Origin of the sequence: Stenotrophomonas sp. TWI700, from assembly GCF_039673645.1 — a bacterium.
GTDB lineage: Bacteria > Pseudomonadota > Gammaproteobacteria > Xanthomonadales > Xanthomonadaceae > Stenotrophomonas > Stenotrophomonas maltophilia_AA.
This window is the reverse complement of sequence record NZ_JBDJMB010000011.1, coordinates 85,853-109,314: the sequence shown is the minus strand read 5'-3', so window position 1 is coordinate 109,314 and position 23,462 is coordinate 85,853. Positions and strand designations below refer to the sequence as shown.

The following is a 23,462-nucleotide window of genomic DNA, read 5'->3' as shown; positions in this document are numbered from 1 at the left end:
TTGCCGGCCGCCGTGCAGCGGCCGGGGGCGCAAAGGGTGTTTGACCGACCCTGCCGCGGGCGGGAGAGCCGGCACGGCTGCCGGAAATCCCCACGCAGCGGCGCGGTTGGCGCCGATGTCCCCGCCCGGCGCGGCCGCCGATCATGGCAGCCAACCCGTCTGGAGCCTGGTGATGATGCTGATGAACCCGCTGGCGACCGTATCGCTGGCCTTGGGACTGCTGCTGACAACCGGCGCCAGTGGCGCCTCCGGCCGGCAGGACGCCTATGTCGACCTGGTCGACTTCCCGCACCAGGAGGCCAACTGGGATCGCTTCTACGCCCTCGAAGACCACCTGATCCGCGCCTTCCACGATATCTGTGGCGACACCTACTGCGAGGGCGCGTACAGCAACCACATCGCGCTGCAGTTCCGCTGCTCGGTCCATGCGCCCAGCGGCACGGTCCATGCCTGCAGCCTGGTGATCGGCGCGGGCAACCTTGAGGTGGACGGCGGCACCGGCCAGGTGGTCCCCGACAGCCGGACCTGGGCCTGCGCCACGCCATTGGGGGCCAACACGCCGGTGGAGGCACTGCATGCGGTCCTGGCGCTGAGCGACCCGTTGCGCAGACCGTTGCCCGGGTCGGGCCGATCCATGCACGACGCCCTGATCGACTGCCTCAACTGACCGGTTGGGCGTCCCTCTCACTTCGTACAGGAAGACTGCCGATGAAGAGCTTCATTCCGCGCGTGCTGCTGATGCTTGCCAGCTGTACTGCCGTCGCCACCGGCCATGCTGCCGGGCCCTACGTCGATGCCCGGGTGTACCCCACCCAGTCCGAAGGCTGGGAACGCTTCCGTGCGGTGGAAGCGCGGCTGGTGCGCGGCTTCGATGACATCTGTGGCGACACCTTCTGCGAAGGCGACTACCACAACCTGCAGGCGCTGCGTTTCCGCTGTTCGGTGGAGGCCGCCACGGGGCGGGTGGGGGAATGCCTGTGGACGTTTACCGGCAGCACCGCACGCGTGGACACCGCCACCGGCCGGATCGCGGTGGACGCACGGACCTGGGCCTGCCGGGCACCGCTGCAGGACGACACGCTGCTCCCGGTTCTGCTGCAGACCCTGGAGGCGGGCGACGCACTGCATGTCGCGTTGCCGGGAACCTCGGACAGCATCTATGACGGGCTGACCGAGTGCCTGTAGTGCCACGCGCTCAAACGTGACTCATTCTCATTTGGGGAGTAACATGCCGCGCCTTACGGATGGCCGCCCTCCGGCGGTCCCGCTTCGTGCATCGGCCCCATGTCCTCCAACGCCACCACCCTCACCGAGCTGTTGATCCGCGAGCGCCCGGCGCTGCTGCGTCTGGTCCAGCGCATCCTGGGCAGTGACGGCGGCGCAGAGGATGTGATCCAGTCGATCTGGTTCAAGGCCCGCAGCGTGGACGGCGGCCAGTCGATCAGCAATCCCCGGGCCTACCTGTATCGGTTGGCGGCCAACCTGGCGACCGATCATGGCCGTGAACGCACCCGGCGCTCGCGGCTGCTGGCCGACCATTATCTGTGGGGGCCGGACGAAGTGCTCTCGACCGAAGAGCAGGCGATGGCGCAGGACGAGCTGCAGCGCGTGCTGGAAGCGGCCGGGCATCTTCCCGAGCCCACCCGTACCATCTTCCGTCTCAACCGGTTGCAGGGCATGACCCAGGTCGAGGTCGCCAGACGCCAGGGCGTGTCGGTGACAACCGTCGAAAACCATGTGCGCAGCGCGCTGCAGCGGCTGGCCTGGGCACGCAGCGGGCGCTGAGCGTCATGCACGCGGGCTTGGGGAAGCCCGTTTCCCATCCGTCTTGATCATAATGCCGTCCCTTCCGGCATCTTCGTCGTCCGCGCGCGACCGCGCGACCCCCGCCAGCCATGAGCCCGCAAGAACCACCTCCGATGTCCCGACCCTTGCCGCCGTCCGATCCTGCTGCCGTCCAGGCCCGTGCCTGGATTGCCTGGCTGGCCTCCGGGGCGGTCGAACCGACGCAGATGCAGGCGTTCGAGCAGTGGCTGGCCGAGCCGGACAATCGCCGCACCTTCGAATACGAGCGCCAGCTGTGGCGCAGCCTCGGGCCGCGCCCGGCATCGGCCCCGGCCGGGACACGGTCGCGGCGTCGTGCGCGCTGGCCCGTCGCGGCGGTGGCCACCGCGGCGCTGCTCGCACTGACCTGGGTGGCACCGGAGGCGTGGCTGCGGCTGCAGGCGGATCACCGAAGCGGGACGGGCATCCAGTCCGTGGCGCTGCCCGATGGCAGCCGCGCCGTGCTCGATGCCGACAGCGCGATCGCGGTCCGCTACGACGGCCAGGTGCGCCGCATCGCGCTGCTGCGCGGGCAGGCCTGGTTCCAGGTGACGCCTGATCCGGCGCGTCCGTTCCAGGTGGATGCGCAGGGCGGCGTGATCGAAGACATCTCCACGGCGTTCGCGGTTGCGCGCGAAGACGATCACGTGGAGACGATCGTCGAGCAGGGACGGGTTCGCGTCGCGGCGGCCGACCGCACGGGCTGGACCTACCTGGATGCGGGCCAGCGCGCGCGTTTCGCAGCGGGCGAGCGGGTCACGCGGCAGGAGGACGTGGCGCTGGACCGGATCGCGGCCTGGCGTGAGGGTGAACTGCTGATCGAGGCGGCCGGTGTCGAGGATGCGGTCCGGCGCATCGCGCGCTATCGGCCCGGCGCTACGTTCGTGCGCGGGGATCTGTCGACCCTGCCGTCGGTCAATGCGGCCTTCCGCATCGACCGGCCAGAGCAGGCCCTGGACGCGCTGGCGGTGAGCGCTGGACTGACCGTCACCCGGCTGCCGATGGGCGTGGCGATCGTCGCACCGGCCACGACCACGACTACGACGGAGTAATACCGCACGCGGTGCCGTCATGGCATCCGCGCGCCAGGCAGGTCACGCACGCGCATTGGTCTTGGGGCTGCGCCCCGTTCGTTCGTCTTATCGGCATAACGTACCCGCCGCCGCCACGTACGTCCGCTGCATCCGCACCTGCGTGCGGGTGACCCGCCTCTGCGGCACTGATCCTCTGACAGGTTTTTCCATGCGCATTTCCACCCGCGCGGGCCATCGTCCGCGCCCGTCACGTCTCTGCATCGCCCTGCTCACTGCCGGCCTGGCGGCCGCGCCCGCACTGCCGGCACTGGCCCAGTCCGGCCCGACGTCCGCTGCGGCGACCCTGCGTTTCGACATTCCCGCCCAGCCGCTTTCCGATGCGCTGCGCGCCTACATGCGCCAGTCCGGGGTGCAGGTCGCCTATCCGGCCGCGCTGGCCGAGGGGGTGATCTCCAGCCCGGTGACCGGGCAGATGGACGCGCCGGCGGCGTTGCTGCGCCTGCTGCAGGGCAGTGGGCTGAGCATGCGCCCGGTAGGCCCCGACGCGGTGACCCTGGAGCGCGCGGCGGTGGCGGCTGGTGACGATGGCCTGATCGTCACCGACGCGCTGAGCGTGGCCGGTGACCGCATCGACGGCGGCAGCGATGCCGAACGCGCGCTGGATGTGTACCGCACCGCCGGCTCCAGCGCCTACATCGCGCGCGCCACCATCGAACGCTTCCGCGGTACCTCCACTGCGGACATCGTCAAGGGCGTCGCCGGCGTCACCGCGGGTGACCCGCGTACCGCCAACGCGCTGGACGTGAACATCCGCGGCATCCAGGGCCAGAGCCGCATCCCGGTGATCATCGATGGCGGGCAGTCGACCATGGACACCTACCGCGGTTACGCGGGCCAGTCGCAGCGCACGTATCTCGATCCGGACCTGATCTCCAACATCACCATCACCAAGGGCCCGAGCCTGGGCGTCAACGCCTCCGGCGGCATCGGTGGCGTGGTCGAGATGGAAACGCTGAAGATCGAGGACGTGCTCCGCGAGGGGCGCGATGCCGGGCTGCGCGTGCGCACCGGCATGGCCAATGCCAGCGCCAACAACGTGCCCGCCTACGACGCCGCACCGCGTACCGACCGCAGCGCGCTGGGCAGCCAGTTCTTCAACATCGCCACGGCCAGGCACTGGGATCGTTTCGACCTCGTGGCGGCCTACGCATGGCGCGAGAACGGCAACTATTTCTCGGGCAAGCACGGCTACGATGATTTCCCGCAGACCCGCCGCACCCTGGCGCCGCTGAATCCGCCGGACACCGAGGTGTTCAACACCTCCTCGCGCTCGGAGTCGTTCCTGCTGAAGGGCACCTGGCGCATCGACGACAACCAGACGCTGGAAGCCGGCTATCGCCGCTATGAAGGCACCGCCGGCGAGATCATGGCCTCGCAGATCATCCGCGTGGACCGCGACCGCGTGCCGCAGTGGGATCCGGGCCATGTCGACATGGATGCCTACAACCTGCGCTACCGCTTCAACCCGGACAACGAGCTGATCGATCTGAAGGCCAACCTCTGGTACACCGACGCCGACAGCCTGATGTACAACGGCCTGACCGGGATCACGCCGTGGTACTTCGATCGCCGCACCGAGTGGTACGACGGTCCGTCGTTCAACACCGATCCGGGTTACAAGGATGCTTACCGCAACGAGCTGACCCAGACCCGGCTCGGCTTCGACGTGGGCAACACCACGCACCTGGATTCCGGTGCCGGCCTGTTCACGCTGGACTACGGCCTGTCCTTCAGCGACGAGGACGTCGGCCCCGGCCCGCACTCGCCGGCGATGCACGACGACCTGGTCAACAACCGCTTCCTGCGCAATGCCGAGCGCAGGGAATACAGCGCGGTGGCCTCGTTCAAATGGCAGCCGGACGAGCATTGGGAAGTGGTGCTCGGCGGGCGCTACAACCGCGTCAACGTGCATGACCGCAACCGCCTGGCCACGCCGGATAGCTACGGCGTGATCGGTCAGTACCGCTACACCCAGCTGCTGGAGGGCAACCCGAACCTGCCGGCATGGCGTGCCAAACGCATCGCCATGCTGAACTGGTATCCGGACGCCAATGGCCAGTTCACCGAGGCCTCGCTGCTGGCCTCGCCATACGAGAAGGGCACGGTCGGCGACATCACCGGCTGGAACTTCTACGATGCGGATGACGCCGAGGATCTGCGCGTGCCGGTCAGCTGGACCTGGTCGCAGCCGATCCGTCGCCGCGACAGTGCCTTCATGCCCAGCGCGAGTGTTGCCTACCGCTTCGACGAAGACACGATGGTGTATGTGAAGTACGCCGAAGGCGTGAAGCTGCCGAGCCTGTTCGAGACCACGCTGGGCCTGTTCACTGCGGCCAAGCCGACCGGTGAGCTCAAGCCGGAGCGGGCAGGGACCTGGGAAATCGGCGCGAGCACGGTGCGGCACGGCCTGTTCACCGAGGGCGACCAGGCCGGGTTCAAGCTGGCCTACTTCAACACGCGCATCGATGATCTGATCACCCGCGACTACCGCACCCTGTCGGCCGGCCTGATCCGCAACGTGGACCGCTTCAAGGTCTCCGGCGTGGAGTTCCAGTCCAGCTATGACAGCGGCACGGTGTTCGCCGATCTGTCCGCGCATTACTACATCGAGGCCAAGACCTGTGCGCCGGACATCGCCGCCGAGCGCCGCGCCTACGGCATCCAGCGGAAGATCGAGGAACTGCAGAACACGCCGGACTGCGTCGATGGTGGCTTCGAAGGGTCCTACAGCAACACCCAGAACCCGCCGCGCTACAACGTCAACCTGACCCTGGGTTCGCGGCTGTTCGACCAGCGCCTGAGCGTTGGCACCCGGGTGATCCACAACGCCGGCCCGATCAGCAGGCTGGACAAGGAATGGAACGTCGGTCTCTCGGCGATCCAGCAGCTGTACCGCCCGGCGACCATCGTCGACCTGTTCGCCAGCTGGCAGGCCAGCGAGCAGTTCGCGGTGGACCTCAACGTGGACAACCTGACCGATCGCTACTATCTCGATCCGCTGGCGCTGGGTGTGATGCCCGCACCGGGCCGGACCGTGCGGCTGGCGCTGACCTACCGCTACTGATGCCCGGACACGACAGGGGCCGGCATTGCCGGCCCCTGCGTGCATCCGGCCGGCACACACCGTGCCCGGCCGCTGTCAGCATCGCGCGACCGATCAGCCGGCGTTGGCCTGCTGGGTCGCATCGGCGTGCAGGGCTTCGCTGAGCTCATCGACCACGATCGCCCATTCCGCATCCGAGCGCAGCTGCTCGGTGAGGAACTGGCGCTGTCCGTCGTTCCAGTACGGCGCTTCGATCAGGCGGATGTCGTTGGAGAGCTGGTGGTCGCGGATGAAGGCCGCGATCGCCGCCTCGCTGGCGTCCAGCCCGAGCTGCAGGAACAGGTTGGTCATGCGCGGTTCGGTCGTGATCATCGTGTCATTCCAGTGGCAGGGCGTGGTCCGTATTATCGGGGCAACGCCGTGACGGTGGCATGTGACGGACGCAACACGGGTCCACGCGACACGGGCTTGGGGTTGCACCCGTGCCAGACGTCTTCAACACAGAACCGCGCCCACTTTCCCTGCAAGCACTGCCATGATCGTCATCGATACTCCCGAAGCCCCCCGCAGCCAACGCCTCAAGGCCGCCACCCGCGACAGCCATGGCGCGCTGGACAAGCGCATCATGGCCGGCGACATCTTCGCCAGCCGCGACCTGTTCGCAAAATTCCTGCGCGTGCAGTACCGCTTCCACCGCGATATCGATGCGCTCTACGGCAACCCCGCGCTGGACGCGCTGCTGCCCGATCTGGATGAGCGCCGCCGTCTGCCGCTGATCGCCCGCGATCTGGCCGACCTCGAACAGACCCTGCCGCTGCCGGCGTCGATGCGCCTGGATGGCGATCTGCCGCTGCCGGCCGCGCTTGGCTGGCTGTACGTGGCCGAAGGCTCCAACCTCGGTGGCACCGTGCTGTACAAGATGGCGGCCAGGCTTGGTCTGGACAGCGATTTTGGCGCGCGCCATCTGGCCGCGCATCCGGATGGCGCGGCCCGCCACTGGCGCGAGTTCACCGCCGCACTGGATGGTGTGGCGCTGACCGCCGCGCAGGAGCAGCAGGTGATCGATGCGGCCGATGCAGCCTTCCGCAGCGTGCACGGTCATGTCGAGGAAGAATTCGCATGATCGCCGCCCGCGCCACGCCTGCGGTGCCGGACCCCCACGGCCGCCCGTGATGCGCTGGCTCTGGTTCGGCCTGGGCTGGATCATGGTGGCGCTGGGCGTCATCGGCGCCCTGCTGCCGGTGATGCCGACCACGATCTTCCTGATCCTGGCCGTCGGCTGTTTCGCGCGCAGCTCGCCGAAGTTCGAACGCCGGCTGCTCGAGCATCCCCGTTACGGGCCCCCGCTGCGGCTGTGGCGCGAGCAGGGCGCGATCAGCCGCAAAGGCAAGGCCTTCGCCGGGGCCGGCATGGCGTTCGGCTTCGTCACGTTCTGCTGGGGGGCGCATCCGTCCTGGCCGCTGCTGCTCGGCGTCGGGGTGTTCTTCGCGGCCAGCGCGGCGTATGTGCTGTCGCGGCCCGCGCCACAGCCGCCCGGCGTGCCGATTCGCCCGTCGGAGCGCTGAACGCGGTGCCTCGCCTGCGCGGATCCGCACCGCATCACCCCGATACTTCTCCGCCTCCCTATTGCCTCCCTCTTGCCTCCGGCGCTGCCCCGCGCCACGACGCCCCTGACAGACGACCCTGCTGATGACGCTCCCGATCGATGTTCCTGCCGCCGTGGCGGCATTGCCGCATGACCTGACCCCGTGGGGCATGTACCAGGCCGCCGATGGCGTGGTGCAGACCGTGATGATCGGGCTGGCACTCGCCTCGATCGCCACCTGGACGGTGCTGGTCGCCAAGACCTGGGAGCTGGGCCGGCAACGCACGCGGCTGCGCCAGGCCCGCGCGCTGCTGCTGCAGTCGGCGCACCTGCCGGCGCCCCGGACGCATGCGCTGCTCGACGAGGGCGTGGCTCACACGCTGATCGACGCGGCCCGCACCGAGCTGCGCCTGTCGCAGGACGCGCATGATCCGGTCGGCATCAAGGAGCGCGTCGCCTCGCGGCTGGAACGCATCGAACTGGCGCACGCGCGGCAGCTGCGCACCGGGGTCGGCCTGCTCGCCAGCATCGGCGCGATCGCGCCGTTCGTCGGCCTGTTCGGCACGGTGTGGGGGATCATGAACAGTTTCATCGGCATCGCCCACGCCAACACCACCAACCTGGCCGTGGTCGCCCCGGGCATCGCCGAGGCGTTGCTCGCGACCGCCCTGGGCCTGGTCGCGGCGATTCCCGCCGTGGTGATCTACAACCACTTCACCCGCGTGCTGGCCGGCCTCCGCGGGCTGCTGGGCGATCTGTCCGCCGGGGTGCAGCAACTGGTCTCGCGCGATCTGGACCGGCGCGGCAACGCCTCTGCCGTGCGCGACGCGCGCTGAGGAGCGGCCATGGCCATCAAGACCGCCCGCCACGACGACGACGCGCTGGAAGAAAGCCACGAGATCAACGTCACCCCCTTCATCGATGTGATGCTGGTGCTGCTGATCATCTTCATGGTCGCCGCGCCGCTGGCCACGGTGGATACGCCGGTGGACCTGCCGGCCAGCACCGCACAACCGCAGCCGCGCGATGGGGAACCGGTGTTCCTCTCGGTGCAGGCCGATCTGTCGCTGAGCATCAATGACGTGCCGGTTGGCACGGACGGGCTCAAAGCCACGCTGGAACGGCTGACCGCCGGTGATCACGAGCAGCGCATCTACCTGCGCGCCGACCAGACCGTGCCCTACGGCGAGCTGATGCAGACCATGAACGCGCTGCGCGCCGCCGGGTATCGCCGGATCGCACTGGTTGGCGTGGAGCAGCGCAGCGAATGAGCCGCGACACCCCTGTATCGCTGCGCTGGGCGGGCAGCCTGGCCCTGGTGCTGGCCGCGCATGCGCTGCTGATCGGCGGCGCGGTGTGGTGGCAGCAGCGTGCGCCAGTGCTGGTCAGTGATATGCCGGTGGAAGCAGTGATGGTGGAGCTGGCGCCGGTACCGGAGGCGCCGACCGCGCCACCGAAGGAGATGCCGCCCGGGCCGTTGCAGCAGGAGCAGCATCGGCCGGAGCCCACGCCGGTGCCCAAGGTCGATCTCCCGCCGGACGACACGCCGGACGCGCAGGACGTCCTGCGTCGCGAGACACCCCGCGAAGAAGAACCGACCGACCAAAACAACGTGGCGCAGACGCTCGCACCACCGGATGTGTCGGCGCGCCCGTCCGAGCGCTACGCCGCCACGCAGACCGTTGCCGGCCGCCAGGGTCCTACGGCCGTCACCTGGCAGGGCCTGCTGCTGGGCCATCTGGAACAGTACCGCCGCTACCCGCGCCAGGCCGAGCGCCTGCGCCAGCAGGGCGTGGCCTATGTGCGCTTCTCGGTGGACCGGCAGGGCAACGCCTCCAACATCCGGCTGGGACAGAGCAGCGGCCATGCGCTGCTGGATGAGGAGACCCTGGCCACGGTGCGCCGCGGCAGCCCGTTGCCCCCGCCGCCCGCGGAGATCACCGGCGACCCGGTGGAGGTGATGGTGCCGGTGACGTTCTTCCTTCGGCGTCGTTGAGGCATGGCGACCCGCACGCGCTGCACGGACGCGCTGGCATGAGGCCAGCGCGTCCGTCATTCCTCAGAGCAGCGGCACCAGCAGCAGGGCCACGATGTTGATGATCTTGATCAGCGGATTGATCGCCGGGCCGGCGGTGTCCTTGTAGGGATCGCCGACGGTATCGCCGGTCACCGCGGCCTTGTGCGCCTCGCTGCCCTTGCCGCCGAAGTGGCCATCCTCGATGTACTTCTTGGCGTTGTCCCACGCGCCGCCGCCGGTGGTCATCGAGATCGCCACGAACAGGCCGGTGACGATGGTGCCGATCAGCAGGCCGCCGAGCGCACGCGGCCCGAGCAGCAGGCCGACCACCACCGGTACCGCGACCGGCAACAACGACGGGATGATCATTTCGCGGATCGCCGAGCGGGTCAGCAGGTCCACCGCACGGTCGTACTGCGGCTTGCCGGTGCCATCCATGATCCCGGGAATCTCGCGGAACTGGCGGCGTACTTCCTCCACCACCGCACCGGCCGCGCGACCCACCGCTTCCATCGCCATCGCGCCGAACAGATAGGGAATCAGGCCGCCGATCAGCAGGCCGATGATCACCTCATGGTTGGACAGGTCGAAGGCGAAGACCTCGCCGGGATTGGCGGCCTGCAGGTTGTGCGTGTAATCGGCGAACAGCACCAGGGCGGCCAGGGCGGCCGAGCCGATCGCATAGCCCTTGGTCACCGCCTTGGTGGTGTTGCCGACCGCATCCAGCGGATCGGTGATGTCGCGGATTTCCGGCGGCAGTTCGGCCATCTCGGCGATGCCGCCGGCGTTGTCGGTGATCGGGCCGTAGGCATCCAGCGCCACGATCATGCCGGCCATCGAGAGCATCGCGGTCGCGGCGATGGCGATGCCGTACAGGCCACCGAAGTAGTGCGCCAGCCAGATCGCCACGCACACCGCGATCACCGGCAGGGCAGTGGACTTCATCGAGACACCGAGGCCGGCGATGATGTTGGTGCCGTGCCCGGTGGTGGAGGCCTGCGCCACGTGCTGCACCGGCTTGTACTGGGTGCCGGTGTAGTACTCGGTGATCCACACGATCAGCCCGGTCAGCACCAGCCCGATCAAGGCGCAGAAATACAGGTTCAGCGCACCGTGCGCGTTGTCCGGCATCAGCTGCGTGGTGATCGGGTAGAACGCGATCGCCGCCAGCACACCGGACACGATCACGCCCTTGTACAGCGCGCCCATGATCGAGCCGCCGGGCTTCACCTTGACGAACAGCGCGCCGATGATCGAGGCGATGATCGACACCCCGCCCAGCACCAGCGGATACAGCACTGCGTTGGCACCGGCCTCGGCGATCATCAGGTTGCCGAGCAGCATCGTCGCGATCACCGTGACCGCATAGGTTTCGAACAGGTCGGCGGCCATGCCGGCGCAGTCGCCGACGTTGTCGCCCACGTTGTCGGCGATCACCGCCGGGTTGCGCGGATCATCCTCGGGAATGCCGGCCTCGACCTTGCCCACCAGGTCCGCGCCGACGTCGGCGCCCTTGGTGAAGATGCCGCCGCCCAGTCGCGCGAAGATGGAAATCAGCGATGAGCCGAACGCCAGCCCGACCAGCGCATGCAGCGTCTGCGCGACATCCAGGCCCAGTTTCAGCAGCAGCGCGTAATACCCGGCCACACCCAGCAGGCCCAGGCCGACCACCAGCATGCCGGTGATCGCACCGCCGCGGAAGGCGACGTCCATGGCCGCGCTCAGGCCGTTGCGGGCGGCTTCGGCCGTGCGCACGTTGGCGCGCACGGACACGTTCATGCCGATGTAGCCGGCCGCGCCGGAGAGCACGGCCCCGATCGCGAAGCCGATCGCGGTGTACCAGCTGAGGAAGACGCCGACCAGCACGAACAGCACGGCACCGGCGATGGCGATGGTCAGGTATTGACGGTTGAGATAGGCGCGCGCGCCTTCCTGGATGGCGGCGGCGATTTCCTGCATGCGGGCATTGCCGGCCGGTTGCCGGAGAATCCAGCGTGCCGACACGATGCCGTAGAGAATCGCGAGAATGGCGCAGAACAGCGCCAGAGAAAGCCCGTAACGTTCCAGCATGTCCCCTCCCGGGTGATGGAATGACATCCAGTGAACGGATGAACTTCTCCACGCGGGGGCACAACGGGCTGCAACCATGAACCAACCCGTTCAGACCGTGCCCGGTCTTCAAGCGTGTGGCGGTGTTCAGCAATCCCTGGTGACCTGAGTATGCGGGCAAATCCTCGATGCATGCCAGCAAGGATTACAAACCGCATGCGCGTGCCCGGATCGCCAACGACGGAGGTAGTGCCGGCCAGGCATGGGTAGTGCCGGCCGCTGGCCGGCAACCAGGCAGATCCGGACGACCGGCCGCCTTTGCCACGCCGTTCAGCCACCCACTGGCAGCCTCGGCCCATCCCCAGCCGTTGGAGTCCTGCCATGTCCCCCCGTCATCTGTTGTGGCTGGCCCTGTTGCCCGCCGTGTCCTCCTTCGCCGCCGAGACCCCCGAACTGCAGCGCGCCGCGGGCACCCCGCAGGCGGTAGGCGCGGCCCACACCCTGCGCCAGATTCCCGAAGCCTGCGCGCGGCTGGAAGGCGTGTTCACCGGTGAAGCGGCCCAGCCGTACACATTCGCCGTGGTGCGCACCAGCGAGCAGTGCCAGCCGCGGGCCCGTTTCGTCGACTACGACAAGGCGCAGCCCAGCGAAGCCAAGGGCTGGAAACTCAATGACGTGATCCGCGTGCCGAATGCGTCGTGCCCGGCGCAGCAGGCCGTCGTCCGTGTGTGGCGCATGCCGGTCACCACCAAGCCCGAGCTGGATGGCCAGGGCCAGTCGCGCATCTACCTGGAAGATGCCAAGAAGCAGGCCGCGGCCGGCAAGATCGCCCAGGTGCCGATGTTCGCCGCGCAGATGAAGGTCGAAGGCAAGGCCTGCAACTGAATTGACCACACCCCGGTAGTGCCGGCCGCTGGCCGGCTCCACGCGGACCGTCAGATGCCCGGTGAGACCGGCCGCTGGCCGGCTCCACGCGGACCGTCAGATGCCCGGTGAGACCGGCTGCTGGCCGGCTCCCCGGAGTCGTGGCGGACACCGCGATGCCGGCCAGCGGCCGGCACTACCCGACTATCGGACTGCCCGAAGGTTCCGGCCAGCGGCCGGCACCACCGGGGTCGCTCATGCCTCGAAAGCAGGCAGCTTCTTCTTGACTGCGACGTTCTTCAGCGTCACGTACTTCGGCAGTCCATCGGGCCCGTACGGCAACGGGGCTTCTCCCTTGATCAGCGGGGCGAGGTAGGCGCGGGCCTTCTCGGTGATGCCGAAGCCATCGCGCCGGATGAAGCCGGCCGGCATCTTCTTCTCGTGATTGGCCACCTTGTGCAGCGGCGCGGCCTCGATCTTCCAGCGATACGGTTTATCGCTGGTGCGCACGATCACCGGCATCACCGCGTTCTGGCCCTTCAGCGCGAACTGCACCGCGGCCTTGCCGACCGCCTGCGCCTGCTCCCAGTCGGTCTTCGAGGCGATGTGCCGCGCCGAGCGCTGCAGGTAGTCGGGCAGGGTCCAGTGGACCTTGTAGCCCAGCGCATCCTTAACCCGCGCCGCCAGCTGCGAAGCAACGCCGCCCAGCTGGGTATGCCCGAACGAATCGGTGCCGCCGCCCGCATCGGCGACGAAGCGCCCATCGGCGGTCTGGATGCCTTCGGAAGCCACCACCACGCAGTAGCCCACGCGCTCGACCACCTGTTTCACCTTGGCCAGGAACGCGGCCTCGTCATAGGCACGCTCGGGCAGCAGGATGATGTGCGGGGCGTCGTCGGCGCCCTGGCCGGCCAGGCCTGCGGCGGCGGCGAGCCAGCCGGCGTGGCGGCCCATGGCCTCGTAGACGAACACCTTGGTCGAGGTCTCGGCCATCGCGGCGACGTCCAGCGCGGCTTCGCGCACGGAGACCGCGGTGTATTTGGCCGCCGAGCCGAAGCCCGGGCAGGTGTCGGTCACGGCCAGATCGTTGTCGATCGTCTTGGGCACGCCGATGCAGGTCAGGTCGTAGTCGAAGGCCTTGGCCAGCTGGGAGACCTTCCAGGCGGTATCGGCCGAATCGTTGCCACCGTTGTAGAGGAACCAGCGCACGTCATGGGCGCGCAGCACCTCGAGCAGGCGCTCGTACTTGCCGCGGTCGGCCTCCAGCGACTTGAGCTTGTAGCGGCACGAGCCGAACGCACCGCCCGGGGTGTGGGCGAGGGCGGCGATGGCGGCGGCGGTCTCCCGGGAGGTGTCGATCAGGTCTTCGCGGAGCGCACCGAGGATGCCGTTGCGCGCGGCCAAGACCTTGATTCCTTTGGCCCTGGCCGTACTGATGACCGCCGAGGCGGTGGCATTGATGACGGCGGTGACGCCGCCTGACTGGGCGTAGAGCAGGGTACCGTTGGGCATGGTGCGACCTTGGTCTGGGGGAAGGACATTGCAGAGACATTACCGGTATGGGGTAAAGTGCGCGTATTGCGGTGCAGCGTGATTGTGGACAATCCCGGGGCGCGCGCCCTTCCATTTTCTTACCAAGTTGGAGTCAGGTTGATGCGATTGGTTCTGTTGGGACCGCCCGGTTCGGGCAAGGGGACACAGGCGACGCGCCTGAAGGAACACCTGTCGATTGCGCACATTTCCACCGGCGACCTGCTGCGTGCCGAAGTGGCCGCCGGCACCGAGCTGGGCAAGCAGGCCAAGGCCGTGATGGATGCCGGCAACCTGGTGTCCGATGACATCCTGCTGGGCATGCTCGAGTCGCGCCTGGGCCAGGACGACGTGGCCAAGGGCTTCATCCTCGACGGTTACCCGCGCAACGTGGCCCAGGCCAACGCGCTGGACGCCCTGCTGGCCAAGATCGGCCAGCCGCTGGATGCCGTCGTGCAGCTGGACGTGCCGACCGAACTGCTGGTCGAGCGCATCGCCGGCCGCGCCGCCGAACAGGGCCGCGCCGATGACAACCCCGAATCCGTGCGCCAGCGCCTGCAGGTCTACAACGACCAGACCGCGCCGGTGGTGGATTTCTATGCCGGCCGCGGGACGCTCGCACGCGTGGATGGCGTGGGCGAACTGAACGATGTGGAAGCGCGCATCCGCGCCGCGATCCAGGCCTGAGCCGGTCGGTGCCGCTGCGGCGGCACCGCACCCGCGCAGCGTGTGCAGGATCCGTAAAACACACGCGCCCGGCCCCCGAAGGGACCAGGCGCGTGGTGTGAAGGTGCCAGCGAGCGGGCTTGCTCAGAGCCCCGCAGCATGAGCCCCCCTGGGGATGGCCTCTTGGGGAGTAGGACCAATGGGGTACTGCGGCTGGCCACGCGAATTGTGTCCGTCTTCACAGTACGGCGCTATCGGGAATTCCCCGACACCCGGCTGGACTTTTCTGATAGTCGACTAGGAGTTGTCTGACGGCGATCTCCATCGACGCTGGTGATCGGCGACAATCGTACGCATGAGCACGATCCATATTCTTGGCATTGCAGGCACTTTCATGGGCGGCGTCGCCGCGCTGGCACGCGAGAAGGGCCATACGGTCCGCGGCAGCGACCAGGCGATCTATCCGCCGATGTCCACCCAGCTCGAACGCCTGGGCATCGCGCTGGATCCCGGCTACCGCGCCGACAGCGTGGCGCCCGACTGCGACGAGGTGGTGATCGGCAATGCCCTGTCGCGTGGCAATCCCGCCGTGGAAGCGGTGCTCGACGCCGGGCAGCGCTACATCTCCGGCGCTCAGTGGCTGTCCGAGCAGGTGCTGCCGGGCCGCGACACGCTGGCCGTGGCCGGCACCCACGGCAAGACCACCACCACCACCATCCTGACCTGGCTGCTGCACAGCGCCGGGCGCGAACCGGGCTTTCTGATCGGCGGCGTGGCCGAGGATTTCGGCGTGTCCGCGCGCGTGGGCAGCGGCCGCGAGTTCGTGGTCGAGGCCGACGAGTACGACACCGCGTTCTTCGACAAGCGCAGCAAGTTCGTGCACTACCGCCCGCTGGTGGCGATCCTCAACAATCTCGAATACGACCACGCCGACATCTTCCCGGACGTGGCCGCGATCCAGCGCCAGTTCCACCACCTGATCCGTACCGTGCCCGCGCGCGGGCGCCTGATCGTCAACGGCGAAGATGCCTATCTTGCCGAGGTGCTGGCGATGGGCTGCTGGACCCCGGTGGAGCGCTTCGGCTTCGATCCTTCGCTGGAATGGCACGCCGAACTGGTCGAAGCCGATGGCAGCGTGTTCGTCGTGCACCATCGCGGCGCACGGGTCGGTGAAGTGCGCTGGTCGCTGCTCGGCCGCCACAATGTCCTCAACGGGCTGGCCGCCCTGGCTGCCGCGCATGCAGTGGGCGTCGAGCTGGCCACGGTGATCCCGGCGCTGGCCGCGTTCCGCAGCGTCAAGCGCCGGCTGGAAGTGATCGGCCAGGCGCGCGACATCACTATCTACGACGATTTCGCGCACCACCCGACCGCGATCCGCACCACGCTGGACGGCCTGCGTGCCAAGGTCGGTGATGCCCGCATCGTGGTGGCGATGGAGCCGCGCAGCAATTCGATGCGGCTGGGCGCACACGCGCAGGCCTTGGCGCCGTCGCTGGACGGGGCCGACGCGGTGGTGTTCCTGCATCGCCCCGAGCTGGCCTGGGATGCCGCCGCCGTGATCGCCGCCGTGCGGGGTGAGGCGCATGCGGTGGCCGACACCGATGCGCTGCTGGCCCAGCTGGGCGCGATCGCCGCGCCGGGCGACCATGTGGTGTTCATGTCCAACGGCGGGTTCGACGGTGCCCCGCGTCGTTTCCTGGCGCAGCTTCAGCAGCCCTGAGTGCCGCTGGCCATGACCGAGACCGCTTCGCTGCCCCTGTTCCCGCTGCACACCGTGCTGCTGCCCGGTGCGGCGCTGGGCCTGCGGGTGTTCGAGCGCCGCTATCTGGACATGCTGCGCGAATGCAGCCGGGCGGGCACCGCGTTCGGTGTCTGCCTGATCCTGGAGGGCGCGGAGGTCGGCGCGCCGGCGTTGCCCGCCGCCTACGGGGTCGAGGCGCGGATCGAGGATTTCGACGTCGGTGCCGATGGCGTGCTGGTGCTGCGCCTGCGCGGCCAGCGCCGCTTCCATGTCGAACGGACCCGGGTGCGCGACAACGGCCTGATCATCGCCGAGGTGACCTGGTGCGCGCCCGACAGCGACGACGAGCTGCAGCCCGAGCACGCGCTGATGGCGACCGTGCTCGAGCACATCATCGAGCAGGCGGGCGCCGCGTTCGCCCCGGTCAGCCCGGCGCAGATGGAGCAGGCCAGCTGGGTCGGCTGGCGCCTGGCCGAACTGCTGCCGCTCCAGGATGCTCAGCGCCTGCAGTTGCTGCAGCGCGATGATCCGCACCAGCGCCTGCAGGCGCTGCTGGACTGGATGCCGTAACGCGGGGCGTGGCCCCGCTGCACGATCGGCCGGGGATGCCCCGGCGCGGCCTCATTCCGCCGGGGGCATGCGCACGCGCAGTACCGGCATCTCCGTGTCCGGATGGGTATCGACCTGCTGCGGCAGGCCCTCCAGGGCCTGGCGGACCGCATTGAGCGACGGGTCGATGCCACGCATCGGCCGCCACATCCCGATCAGCTTGAAGTGCTGCTGGTAATGCAGCGTCTGCGCACTGCCCAGCCACAGCGGTTCGTTGTCCGGCGCCGCCAGACGTGCCGGTGCCGGCCACAGGCGCAGCGCGAAGATCTCGTTGGGCGCATTGCCCGCGCGCAGCATCAGCAGCGACTCGACCTGGGTGTCCAGAGTGGCCGGCAGTACCGGCACGGTGTCCTTGTCGCCGGACGTGTCGAGCATCAACAGCGCCTGTTCCCAACCGGCCTGCGGCTGCACGCGCCAACCCTGGCTTTCCAGCCGACGCTGCAGCGGGTCCAGCGGACCGGCCACCTGCACATCCAGCGGCCAGCGCTGATCGTCGTCGAACTCATTGCGGCGTGAGGGCAGGTGCTGCCATCCGGTTGTCCACCAGGCCTGGGCATCCAGCGGCGCGGGGATCGGCTGGGCCGGTTCGAAACGCGCCAGCTTGACCGGGATGTTGCGCGGGGCATACCAGAGCGCGGCGATGGCGAAGGTGCCGTAGAACAGCCACGCCACCGGCTTGACCCAGAACGAGCGGTTGAAGCGGCGACGGTAGGCGATGCCCAGCACCAGCAGCCAGAACAGACCGAACAGCATGCCGCCGATCACATCGCTCAGCCAATGCGCGCCGAGGTAGATGCGCGCGAAGCCGATCAGGCTGACGATGATGCCCGAGAGCAGGTAAGGCCAGACGCGCGTGCGGCCCGGCAGCTCGCGCGCGATCAGCACGGCGAAGAAGCCGAACGTGATCGTGGCCATCGTCACCGAGACCGACGGGAAACCAAAGCCGCTGCTTGCATCCGGCGGGCGGACGACGTCCACCGTCGCGCCGAGCAGCTTGCACAGTGCAAGGCCGAAGGCGAGCGCGGCCAGCCAGTGGGCCGCCGCCATCCAGCGCCGGCGCCAGACCAGGTAGCCCATGCCGGCGGCGGTGGCCGGCAGCAGGACCTGCCACGCGCCCAGCGAGGCCAGGGCGGCCATCGGGTAATCGGCCAGCGGATTGCGCAGCGCCAGCATCGCGTGGTGCACGGCCAGATCGACCATCAGCGGCTCGCCGTGGGCGACCACGGCCATCAACAACGCGAACCAACCCCAGCCGAGCAGCAGCAGCATCACCGCCAGCATCGCCAACGGCACCGACTCCCGCCGTTGCGGATCGAACACCGCCACCGAATAGCGGCCCAGGGTCGGGTGCCGCTGCGACCAGGCCAGCAGGCTGGCGAGCCAGCTGTCCATGCGCGAGGCCGACCAGCGGTAGCCATACAGCACGATCGCCCAGACCAGGCCCATGATCACGCCGAGCAGGGCCAGCACCATCACCAGCCGGCCGGCGACCGCAGCCACTGCGTCATACGCCTCGCCGAGCACCCAGCCGGGCGCAAGGAACAGTACCGCCCAGGACAGACTGGCGATGCCGCTGGCCTGGATGTAGCGCGACAGCGGCATCTTCATCATGCCGGCGATGGCGGGCACGAACGGGCGGATCGCGCCGACATAGCGCGCCACCAGGATGCTCTTGAACGCATTGCGGCGGAACATCGTCTCGCCACGGTCGAGCAGCTGCGGGTATTTGCTGAAGGGCCAGAAACCCCGCAGGCGATCGCCCCAGCGCCGACCGATCCAGTAGCTGATGCCATCCCCCGCAAATGCGCCGAGGGCTGCACAGGCCACCGCATAGGGTCCGGAGATCTGGCCCAGGCCGATGAACACACCGACGGCGAACAACAGCGGCAACGCGGGCACGATCGCGCCCAGCACGATGACCGCATCGCAGAACGCGATGAGGAAGATGACCGCGCCGGCAAGCACGGGGTGAGCTGAGATCCACGCAAGCGTGGCATCGATCCATGACGAGTCCATCGGGGGATTATAGAGGCGGCAAAGTGACTGACTGCCCGCCAGGCGCCGGGAATATGCGGCATCTGCAGTGAATGAACGCGATCACCCGCCTAGAATGGCGGCATGACACGCCCCGCCGACGCCGCCCCGACCGCCCTCAAAGCCGACAGCTTCGGCCGCATCCTGCTGATGGAGCAGGACGGCCAGCGCTTCGTGCGCCGTGATCTGGAAGCCACCCCGTGGTGGCTGCGGCTGCCGGCATGGTGGCTGGCCCGGCGCGAGGCACGCGCGCTGGCGCATCTGGATGGCATGCCCGACACCCCGCGCCTGCTGGACTGGAACGGGCGCTGGCTGGACCGCAGCTTCATGGCCGGTGATGCCATGTACCAGCGTCCGCCGCAGGGCGACCTGGCGTACTTCCGTGCCGCCCGCCGATTGCTGCAGCAGGTGCATCGCCATGGCATCGCGCACAACGACCTGGCCAAGGAAGCCAACTGGCTGGTACGCGACGACGGCTCGCCGGCGCTGATCGATTTCCAGCTGGCGGTGATCGGCAACCCGCGCTCGCGCTGGATGCGCTTGCTGGCCCGCGAAGACCTGCGCCATCTGCTCAAGCACAAGCGCATGTACTGCCGGCAGTACCTGACGCCGGTGGAGAAGCGGCTGCTCAAGCGCACCTCGTGGGTGCGCGATCTCTGGTTCCGCACCGGCAAGCCGGTCTACCGCTTCGTCACCCGCAGGATCCTGCACTGGGAAGACAACGAAGGGCAGGGGCCGAAGCCCTGAGCGCGCGCAGCACGCACGCGCCGCAATGACCGGGCGCGTGCCCGGCTGACCGGGACCAGGCGATGGTGGTCAGCGCAGATCGAGAATCTGCTTGCCGGCGAACCGGCGCTGCCCATCGAAATCGTAGGCGACCCGCAGCTTCCCGACATCCGCGCAGGCATGACAGGTACGCATCGGCGTGCTGTAGATCAGGCGCACGCCCCCGTCGGGCCGCGCTTCACTGCCGCTGGCCTCGGCCGGTGCGAAGGGCGTGGCCTCCGGGTGTGCATCCAGGAACGGCTTGACCGTGGCATCGGCACGCGACATTTCCGGCAGCACGTCCGCATCCACATCCACCGTGTGACCGGCGCTGTCGACCAGCAGCGTGCCTTCATTGGTATTGGCGCGGAACGGGTACTCGATGGTGGCGACGCCCACGCCCTCCTGTTCGCGCCATGCACTCACATAGCCGGGATTGCCCTGCGCGCCCAGTTGATGGGCGGCGGCGATCGCCTGCGGGCTGGCCTTGGCGGCCTGCATCGCGCGGGCCAGGCAATCATCGGCGACCGGTGCCTGGCCACGGCAGGCATCGACCTCGCCGTCCCAGATCGCGGCTTCGCTGAAGGGGGACGCGCCGCCCGCGGTGCCGGGAACGGTGGCGGCCGCTTGCGCCTCGGCGCTTGTCGGAGCGCCCGCCGGCTGGCAGGCGGCAACGCCGAGCACCAGGGCCAGCGCAGTCAGGGGAAGGCGGATCGCCGTCATGTCGCTCATTCCATGCAGAACGTGGACGCCCAGTATCGACGCCGCGCATGAATCCGGCGTATGCGCCGGGGCGGCATAATGCGGGTCCATTGCAATCGCACTGAAGGAATCCGCACATGGCCAGTCTGCAAGGCAAAACCCTGTTCATCACCGGCGGCTCGCGCGGGATCGGCCTGGCCATCGCGCTGCGTGCGGCGCGCGACGGCGCCAACGTCGCGATCGCGGCCAAGTCCTCGGTGCCCAATCCCAAGCTGCCGGGCACCATCCACAGCGCTGCAGAAGCGGTGACCGCCGCGGGCGGGCAGGGGCTGGCGCTGAAGTGCGACATCCGCGAAGAGGACCAGGTGCGCGCGGCGGTGGCCGCCACGGTGGATACGTTTGGCGGCATCGACATCCTGGTCAACAACGCCAGTGCGATCTGGCTGCGCGGCACGCTGGATACCCCGATGAAACGCTTCGACCTGATGCAGCAGGTCAACGCGCGCGGCAGCTTCCTGTGCGCGCAGGCGTGCCTGCCGCACCTGCTGCAGGCGCCCAACCCGCACATCCTGACCCTCGCGCCGCCGCCCTGCCTGGACCCGAAGTGGTGGGGCCCGCACACCGGTTACACGCTGGCGAAGATGGGCATGAGCTTCGTCACCCTCGGGCTGGCCGCCGAGTTCGGTCCGCAGGGCGTCGCGGTCAATGCGCTGTGGCCGCGCACCATCATCGCTACCGACGCGATAAACATGATTCCCGGCGTCGATCCCGCCGGCTGCCGCACGCCGCAGATCCTGGCCGATGCCGCGCACGCGGTGCTGACCCGGGAGGCCGCCGGTTTCAGTGGCCAGTTCCTGCTTGATGACGAGGTGCTGGCCCAGGCGGGCATCACCGATCTGAGCGGCTACGCCGTCGATCCATCGCAGCCGCTGCTGCCTGATCTGTTCCTGGATTGACGCGCGGCGTGCACTGCGCGGGTGCGATGACATGCGCTGCACACGGCAGGCTGCTATGGTGCGTGCCCCATTTTGTATGGACACTCGCATGTCATTCCGCACACGGACCGCGCCGCTTGCCGCCGCCATCGCCTTGATCAGCCTGCTCGGCGCCTGCAGCAAGGGCCCGGGCAGCGTCGCCGATACCCAGGGCGTGGAAAAGGTGAATGCCTACATCGCCTGCTTCAACGCCGTCGAACAGCCGATCCATGAAGGCTTCCAGCAGTACATCGGCTGGATGCAGGATCCGGAAGCCGGCCCGACCGGCAACGAGAAGAAGGTGCGTGGGCCGGGTACGGTGCTGTCGCATCGTGTGGACGCGTGCAACGCACCGATGGTCGCTGCGCTCGCGATGACGCCGGCGGAACCGGCACTGGATCCGGCGGCGCGCAACTACCAGAAGACCTTCGTCGACCTGTATGCGTTGATCGAGCAGGCCGACCGTTACTACAGCCGTGAAGACTATCTGCGCGACGATCATGCCGGGATGCGCAGCCAGCATGCGCCGCTGATGAAAGCCTATATGGCCTTCTTCGACGCAGGCACTGCACTGGATGCCGCGCTGGAAAAGCGCGAAGACGAACGTCGCGCGGAACAGCTCAAGGAGATTGAAGCCTCCGAAGGCCGCTCGCTGGCGTACTACCAGATCAAGATCCTCGGCGATGGCAAGCAGCTGACCCAGCTGCTCAACAGCGAGACCCCGGATCTGGCGGTCGCGCGCACCCAGCTCGCTGCGTTCCAGGCCCTGTTGCAGCAGGCGCAGGATGACAAGGTCGGCAAGGGCGATGCGATGTGGGGGCACGTGGAGCGTGCGGCCGATGCGCTGGCCCGCGATGCCGGTCGCCGCATCGAGCGCGTGGAATCCAGGAAGCCGTACACCCGCAGCGAGCAGATGCTGATGGAGAGCAGTGGGCGGATCAGCAATCCGCAGGGCTCGGCCGAAGCCTTGCTGGCCAGCTACAACGACCTGGTCGACATGAGCAACCGCCTGGCCCAGACCAGCGGCGCACGCTGAGCGGTCACGCGGCGGGCTGCCTGGCGGCCCGCCGCGCGCTGATCAGACGTTGAACACCGGGGGCAGTTTGTCGCCGCAATGGCGGCAGTGCACGGCATCCGGTTCGTGGCCTTCCAGGCCACAGTGCGGGCAGCCGCGTGCATCCCGGCGCGCGGCATGCTCGGCATCGCGCATGGTGTTGGCCAGTTCGGCGGTGTAGATGCCGGTCGGCACCGCGATGATGCTGTAGCCGATCAGGATCAGCACCGAGGTGACGAAGCGGCCGAGCACGGTCTGCGGCACGATGTCGCCGAAGCCCACCGTGGCCATGGTCACCACCGCCCAGTACATGCTGCTGGGGATGCTGGTGAAGCCGTGGTTGGGGCCTTCGATCACGTACATCATCGTGCCGGCGATGATGGTGATGGTGATCACCGTGAACAGGAACAGCAGCACTTTGCGGCGGCTGCGCCACAGCGACTCCATCAGCACGCCGCTTTCTTCGATGTAGCGGGTCAGCTTGAGGATGCGGAACACCCGCAGGATGCGCAGCGCGCGCACCACCAGCAGGCTCTGCGCGCCGGGGATGAACAGCGACAGGTAGGTCGGCAGGATCGAGGCCAGATCGATGATGCCCCAGATGCTGAATGCGTAGCGCAGCGGGCGCTTGACCACCACCAGCCGCAGCAGGTATTCGGCGGTGAACAGGAGCGTGAAGCCCCATTCGAGCACGTACAGCCAGTCGGCATAGGCCGCGTGGAAGCGCTGCACGCTGTCGAACATGACCACCACCACGCTGGCGATGATCGCGTAGACCAGCAGCAGGTCGAAATTGCGCGAGGGCCGGGTGTCGTGGCGGTAGATGATGTCGAACCACTGGCGGCGCCAGCCGGACTCGGTGGCGGGGTTGAGCTGGGGGGCGGTGAACGGTCGCATGGCCCGCATTGTGC

The 23,462-nt window shown here is 68.4% G+C and carries 23 protein-coding genes; 17 read left to right on the top strand and 6 right to left on the bottom strand.

The window, feature by feature from the left end:
• Positions 1-115 precede the first annotated feature (115 nt).
• From ABE473_RS10600 to ABE473_RS10580, 5 genes are all read left to right on the top strand, one after another.
• Positions 116-667, top strand: a complete 552-nt coding sequence (locus tag ABE473_RS10600) for a hypothetical protein (RefSeq protein ID WP_346489432.1) — start codon at positions 116-118, stop codon at positions 665-667.
• 41 nt (positions 668-708) lie between these two features.
• On the top strand, positions 709-1,185 hold the full coding sequence (locus tag ABE473_RS10595) for a hypothetical protein (RefSeq protein ID WP_346489431.1): 477 nt from the start codon (positions 709-711) through the stop codon (positions 1,183-1,185).
• Between the two features lie 99 nt (positions 1,186-1,284).
• Positions 1,285-1,785, top strand: a complete 501-nt coding sequence (locus ABE473_RS10590) for a sigma-70 family RNA polymerase sigma factor (protein ID WP_346489430.1) — start codon at positions 1,285-1,287, stop codon at positions 1,783-1,785.
• A gap of 134 nt (positions 1,786-1,919) precedes the next feature.
• Positions 1,920-2,876: a FecR domain-containing protein gene (locus ABE473_RS10585; RefSeq protein ID WP_346489429.1), complete on the top strand. Its 957-nt coding sequence runs from the start codon at positions 1,920-1,922 to the stop codon at positions 2,874-2,876.
• A gap of 190 nt (positions 2,877-3,066) precedes the next feature.
• On the top strand, positions 3,067-5,982 hold the full coding sequence (locus tag ABE473_RS10580; RefSeq protein WP_346489428.1) for a TonB-dependent receptor: 2,916 nt from the start codon (positions 3,067-3,069) through the stop codon (positions 5,980-5,982).
• Positions 5,983-6,075: 93 nt separating this feature from the next.
• On the opposite strand, the gene ABE473_RS10575 is transcribed toward ABE473_RS10580, so the two are convergent.
• Entirely contained in the window at positions 6,076-6,333 is a 258-nt protein-coding gene (locus tag ABE473_RS10575; RefSeq protein WP_176988283.1) for a DUF2789 domain-containing protein, read from the bottom strand.
• A gap of 163 nt (positions 6,334-6,496) precedes the next feature.
• Between ABE473_RS10575 and ABE473_RS10570 the strand changes: the two genes are divergently transcribed.
• The 5 genes from ABE473_RS10570 to ABE473_RS10550 all read left to right on the top strand — a co-directional run bounded on the left by ABE473_RS10570 (position 6,497) and on the right by ABE473_RS10550 (position 9,542).
• Entirely contained in the window at positions 6,497-7,084 is a 588-nt protein-coding gene (locus tag ABE473_RS10570; RefSeq protein ID WP_346489427.1) for a biliverdin-producing heme oxygenase, read from the top strand.
• 49 nt (positions 7,085-7,133) lie between these two features.
• Positions 7,134-7,526 carry a YbaN family protein gene (locus ABE473_RS10565; protein WP_346489426.1) on the top strand — a complete coding sequence of 131 codons (393 nt, stop codon included), beginning with the start codon at positions 7,134-7,136 and terminating at the stop codon, positions 7,524-7,526.
• A gap of 124 nt (positions 7,527-7,650) precedes the next feature.
• On the top strand, positions 7,651-8,382 hold the full coding sequence (gene exbB / locus ABE473_RS10560) for a tonB-system energizer ExbB (protein WP_346489425.1): 732 nt from the start codon (positions 7,651-7,653) through the stop codon (positions 8,380-8,382).
• 9 nt (positions 8,383-8,391) lie between these two features.
• Entirely contained in the window at positions 8,392-8,817 is a 426-nt protein-coding gene (gene exbD / locus ABE473_RS10555) for a TonB system transport protein ExbD (protein ID WP_346489424.1), read from the top strand.
• Entirely contained in the window at positions 8,814-9,542 is a 729-nt protein-coding gene (locus tag ABE473_RS10550) for an energy transducer TonB (protein WP_346489423.1), read from the top strand. Before exbD ends, ABE473_RS10550 begins: the two co-directional genes overlap by 4 nt.
• A gap of 63 nt (positions 9,543-9,605) precedes the next feature.
• Here ABE473_RS10550 and ABE473_RS10545 read toward each other — a convergent pair whose 3' ends face one another.
• The gene (locus ABE473_RS10545; RefSeq protein WP_346489422.1) at positions 9,606-11,633 is read right to left on the bottom strand and encodes a sodium-translocating pyrophosphatase; all 2,028 of its coding nucleotides are present in this window, start codon (positions 11,631-11,633) and stop codon (positions 9,606-9,608) included.
• A 360-nt stretch (positions 11,634-11,993) separates the two neighbouring features.
• Between ABE473_RS10545 and ABE473_RS10540 the strand changes: the two genes are divergently transcribed.
• Positions 11,994-12,497 carry a hypothetical protein gene (locus ABE473_RS10540; RefSeq protein WP_346489421.1) on the top strand — a complete coding sequence of 168 codons (504 nt, stop codon included), beginning with the start codon at positions 11,994-11,996 and terminating at the stop codon, positions 12,495-12,497.
• 234 nt (positions 12,498-12,731) lie between these two features.
• On the opposite strand, the gene ABE473_RS10535 is transcribed toward ABE473_RS10540, so the two are convergent.
• Positions 12,732-13,988 carry a 6-phosphofructokinase gene (locus ABE473_RS10535; RefSeq protein WP_346489420.1) on the bottom strand — a complete coding sequence of 419 codons (1,257 nt, stop codon included), beginning with the start codon at positions 13,986-13,988 and terminating at the stop codon, positions 12,732-12,734.
• Between the two features lie 141 nt (positions 13,989-14,129).
• Between ABE473_RS10535 and ABE473_RS10530 the strand changes: the two genes are divergently transcribed.
• From ABE473_RS10530 to ABE473_RS10520, 3 genes are all read left to right on the top strand, one after another.
• Complete coding sequence (locus ABE473_RS10530; RefSeq protein WP_176988293.1) at positions 14,130-14,693, top strand: adenylate kinase; 564 nt, start codon at positions 14,130-14,132, stop codon at positions 14,691-14,693.
• A 334-nt stretch (positions 14,694-15,027) separates the two neighbouring features.
• The gene (gene mpl / locus ABE473_RS10525) at positions 15,028-16,392 is read left to right on the top strand and encodes a UDP-N-acetylmuramate:L-alanyl-gamma-D-glutamyl-meso-diaminopimelate ligase (RefSeq protein ID WP_346489419.1); all 1,365 of its coding nucleotides are present in this window, start codon (positions 15,028-15,030) and stop codon (positions 16,390-16,392) included.
• 12 nt (positions 16,393-16,404) lie between these two features.
• The gene (locus tag ABE473_RS10520; RefSeq protein WP_346489418.1) at positions 16,405-16,983 is read left to right on the top strand and encodes an LON peptidase substrate-binding domain-containing protein; all 579 of its coding nucleotides are present in this window, start codon (positions 16,405-16,407) and stop codon (positions 16,981-16,983) included.
• Between the two features lie 51 nt (positions 16,984-17,034).
• Here ABE473_RS10520 and ABE473_RS10515 read toward each other — a convergent pair whose 3' ends face one another.
• A complete protein-coding gene (locus ABE473_RS10515) occupies positions 17,035-19,038 on the bottom strand; it encodes a VTT domain-containing protein (protein ID WP_346489417.1) in 2,004 nt (667 codons plus the stop codon).
• Positions 19,039-19,140: 102 nt separating this feature from the next.
• On the opposite strand from ABE473_RS10515, the gene ABE473_RS10510 reads away from it, so the two are divergent.
• Entirely contained in the window at positions 19,141-19,803 is a 663-nt protein-coding gene (locus tag ABE473_RS10510; protein ID WP_346478924.1) for a phosphotransferase, read from the top strand.
• 69 nt (positions 19,804-19,872) lie between these two features.
• On the opposite strand, the gene ABE473_RS10505 is transcribed toward ABE473_RS10510, so the two are convergent.
• Positions 19,873-20,544, bottom strand: coding sequence for a hypothetical protein (locus ABE473_RS10505; protein ID WP_346489416.1), 672 nt, complete (start codon positions 20,542-20,544; stop codon positions 19,873-19,875).
• A 116-nt stretch (positions 20,545-20,660) separates the two neighbouring features.
• Here ABE473_RS10505 and ABE473_RS10500 point away from each other — a divergent pair, with 116 nt between their 5' ends.
• Positions 20,661-21,479 (top strand): NAD(P)-dependent oxidoreductase, encoded by an 819-nt coding sequence (locus ABE473_RS10500; protein ID WP_346489415.1) that lies wholly within the window; start codon positions 20,661-20,663, stop codon positions 21,477-21,479.
• Positions 21,480-21,567: 88 nt separating this feature from the next.
• Entirely contained in the window at positions 21,568-22,533 is a 966-nt protein-coding gene (locus ABE473_RS10495; protein WP_346489414.1) for a YiiG family protein, read from the top strand.
• Between the two features lie 42 nt (positions 22,534-22,575).
• Here the strand turns inward: ABE473_RS10495 and ABE473_RS10490 are convergent, their stop codons facing one another.
• Positions 22,576-23,448 (bottom strand): ion transporter, encoded by an 873-nt coding sequence (locus tag ABE473_RS10490; RefSeq protein WP_346489413.1) that lies wholly within the window; start codon positions 23,446-23,448, stop codon positions 22,576-22,578.
• Positions 23,449-23,462 lie beyond the last annotated feature (14 nt).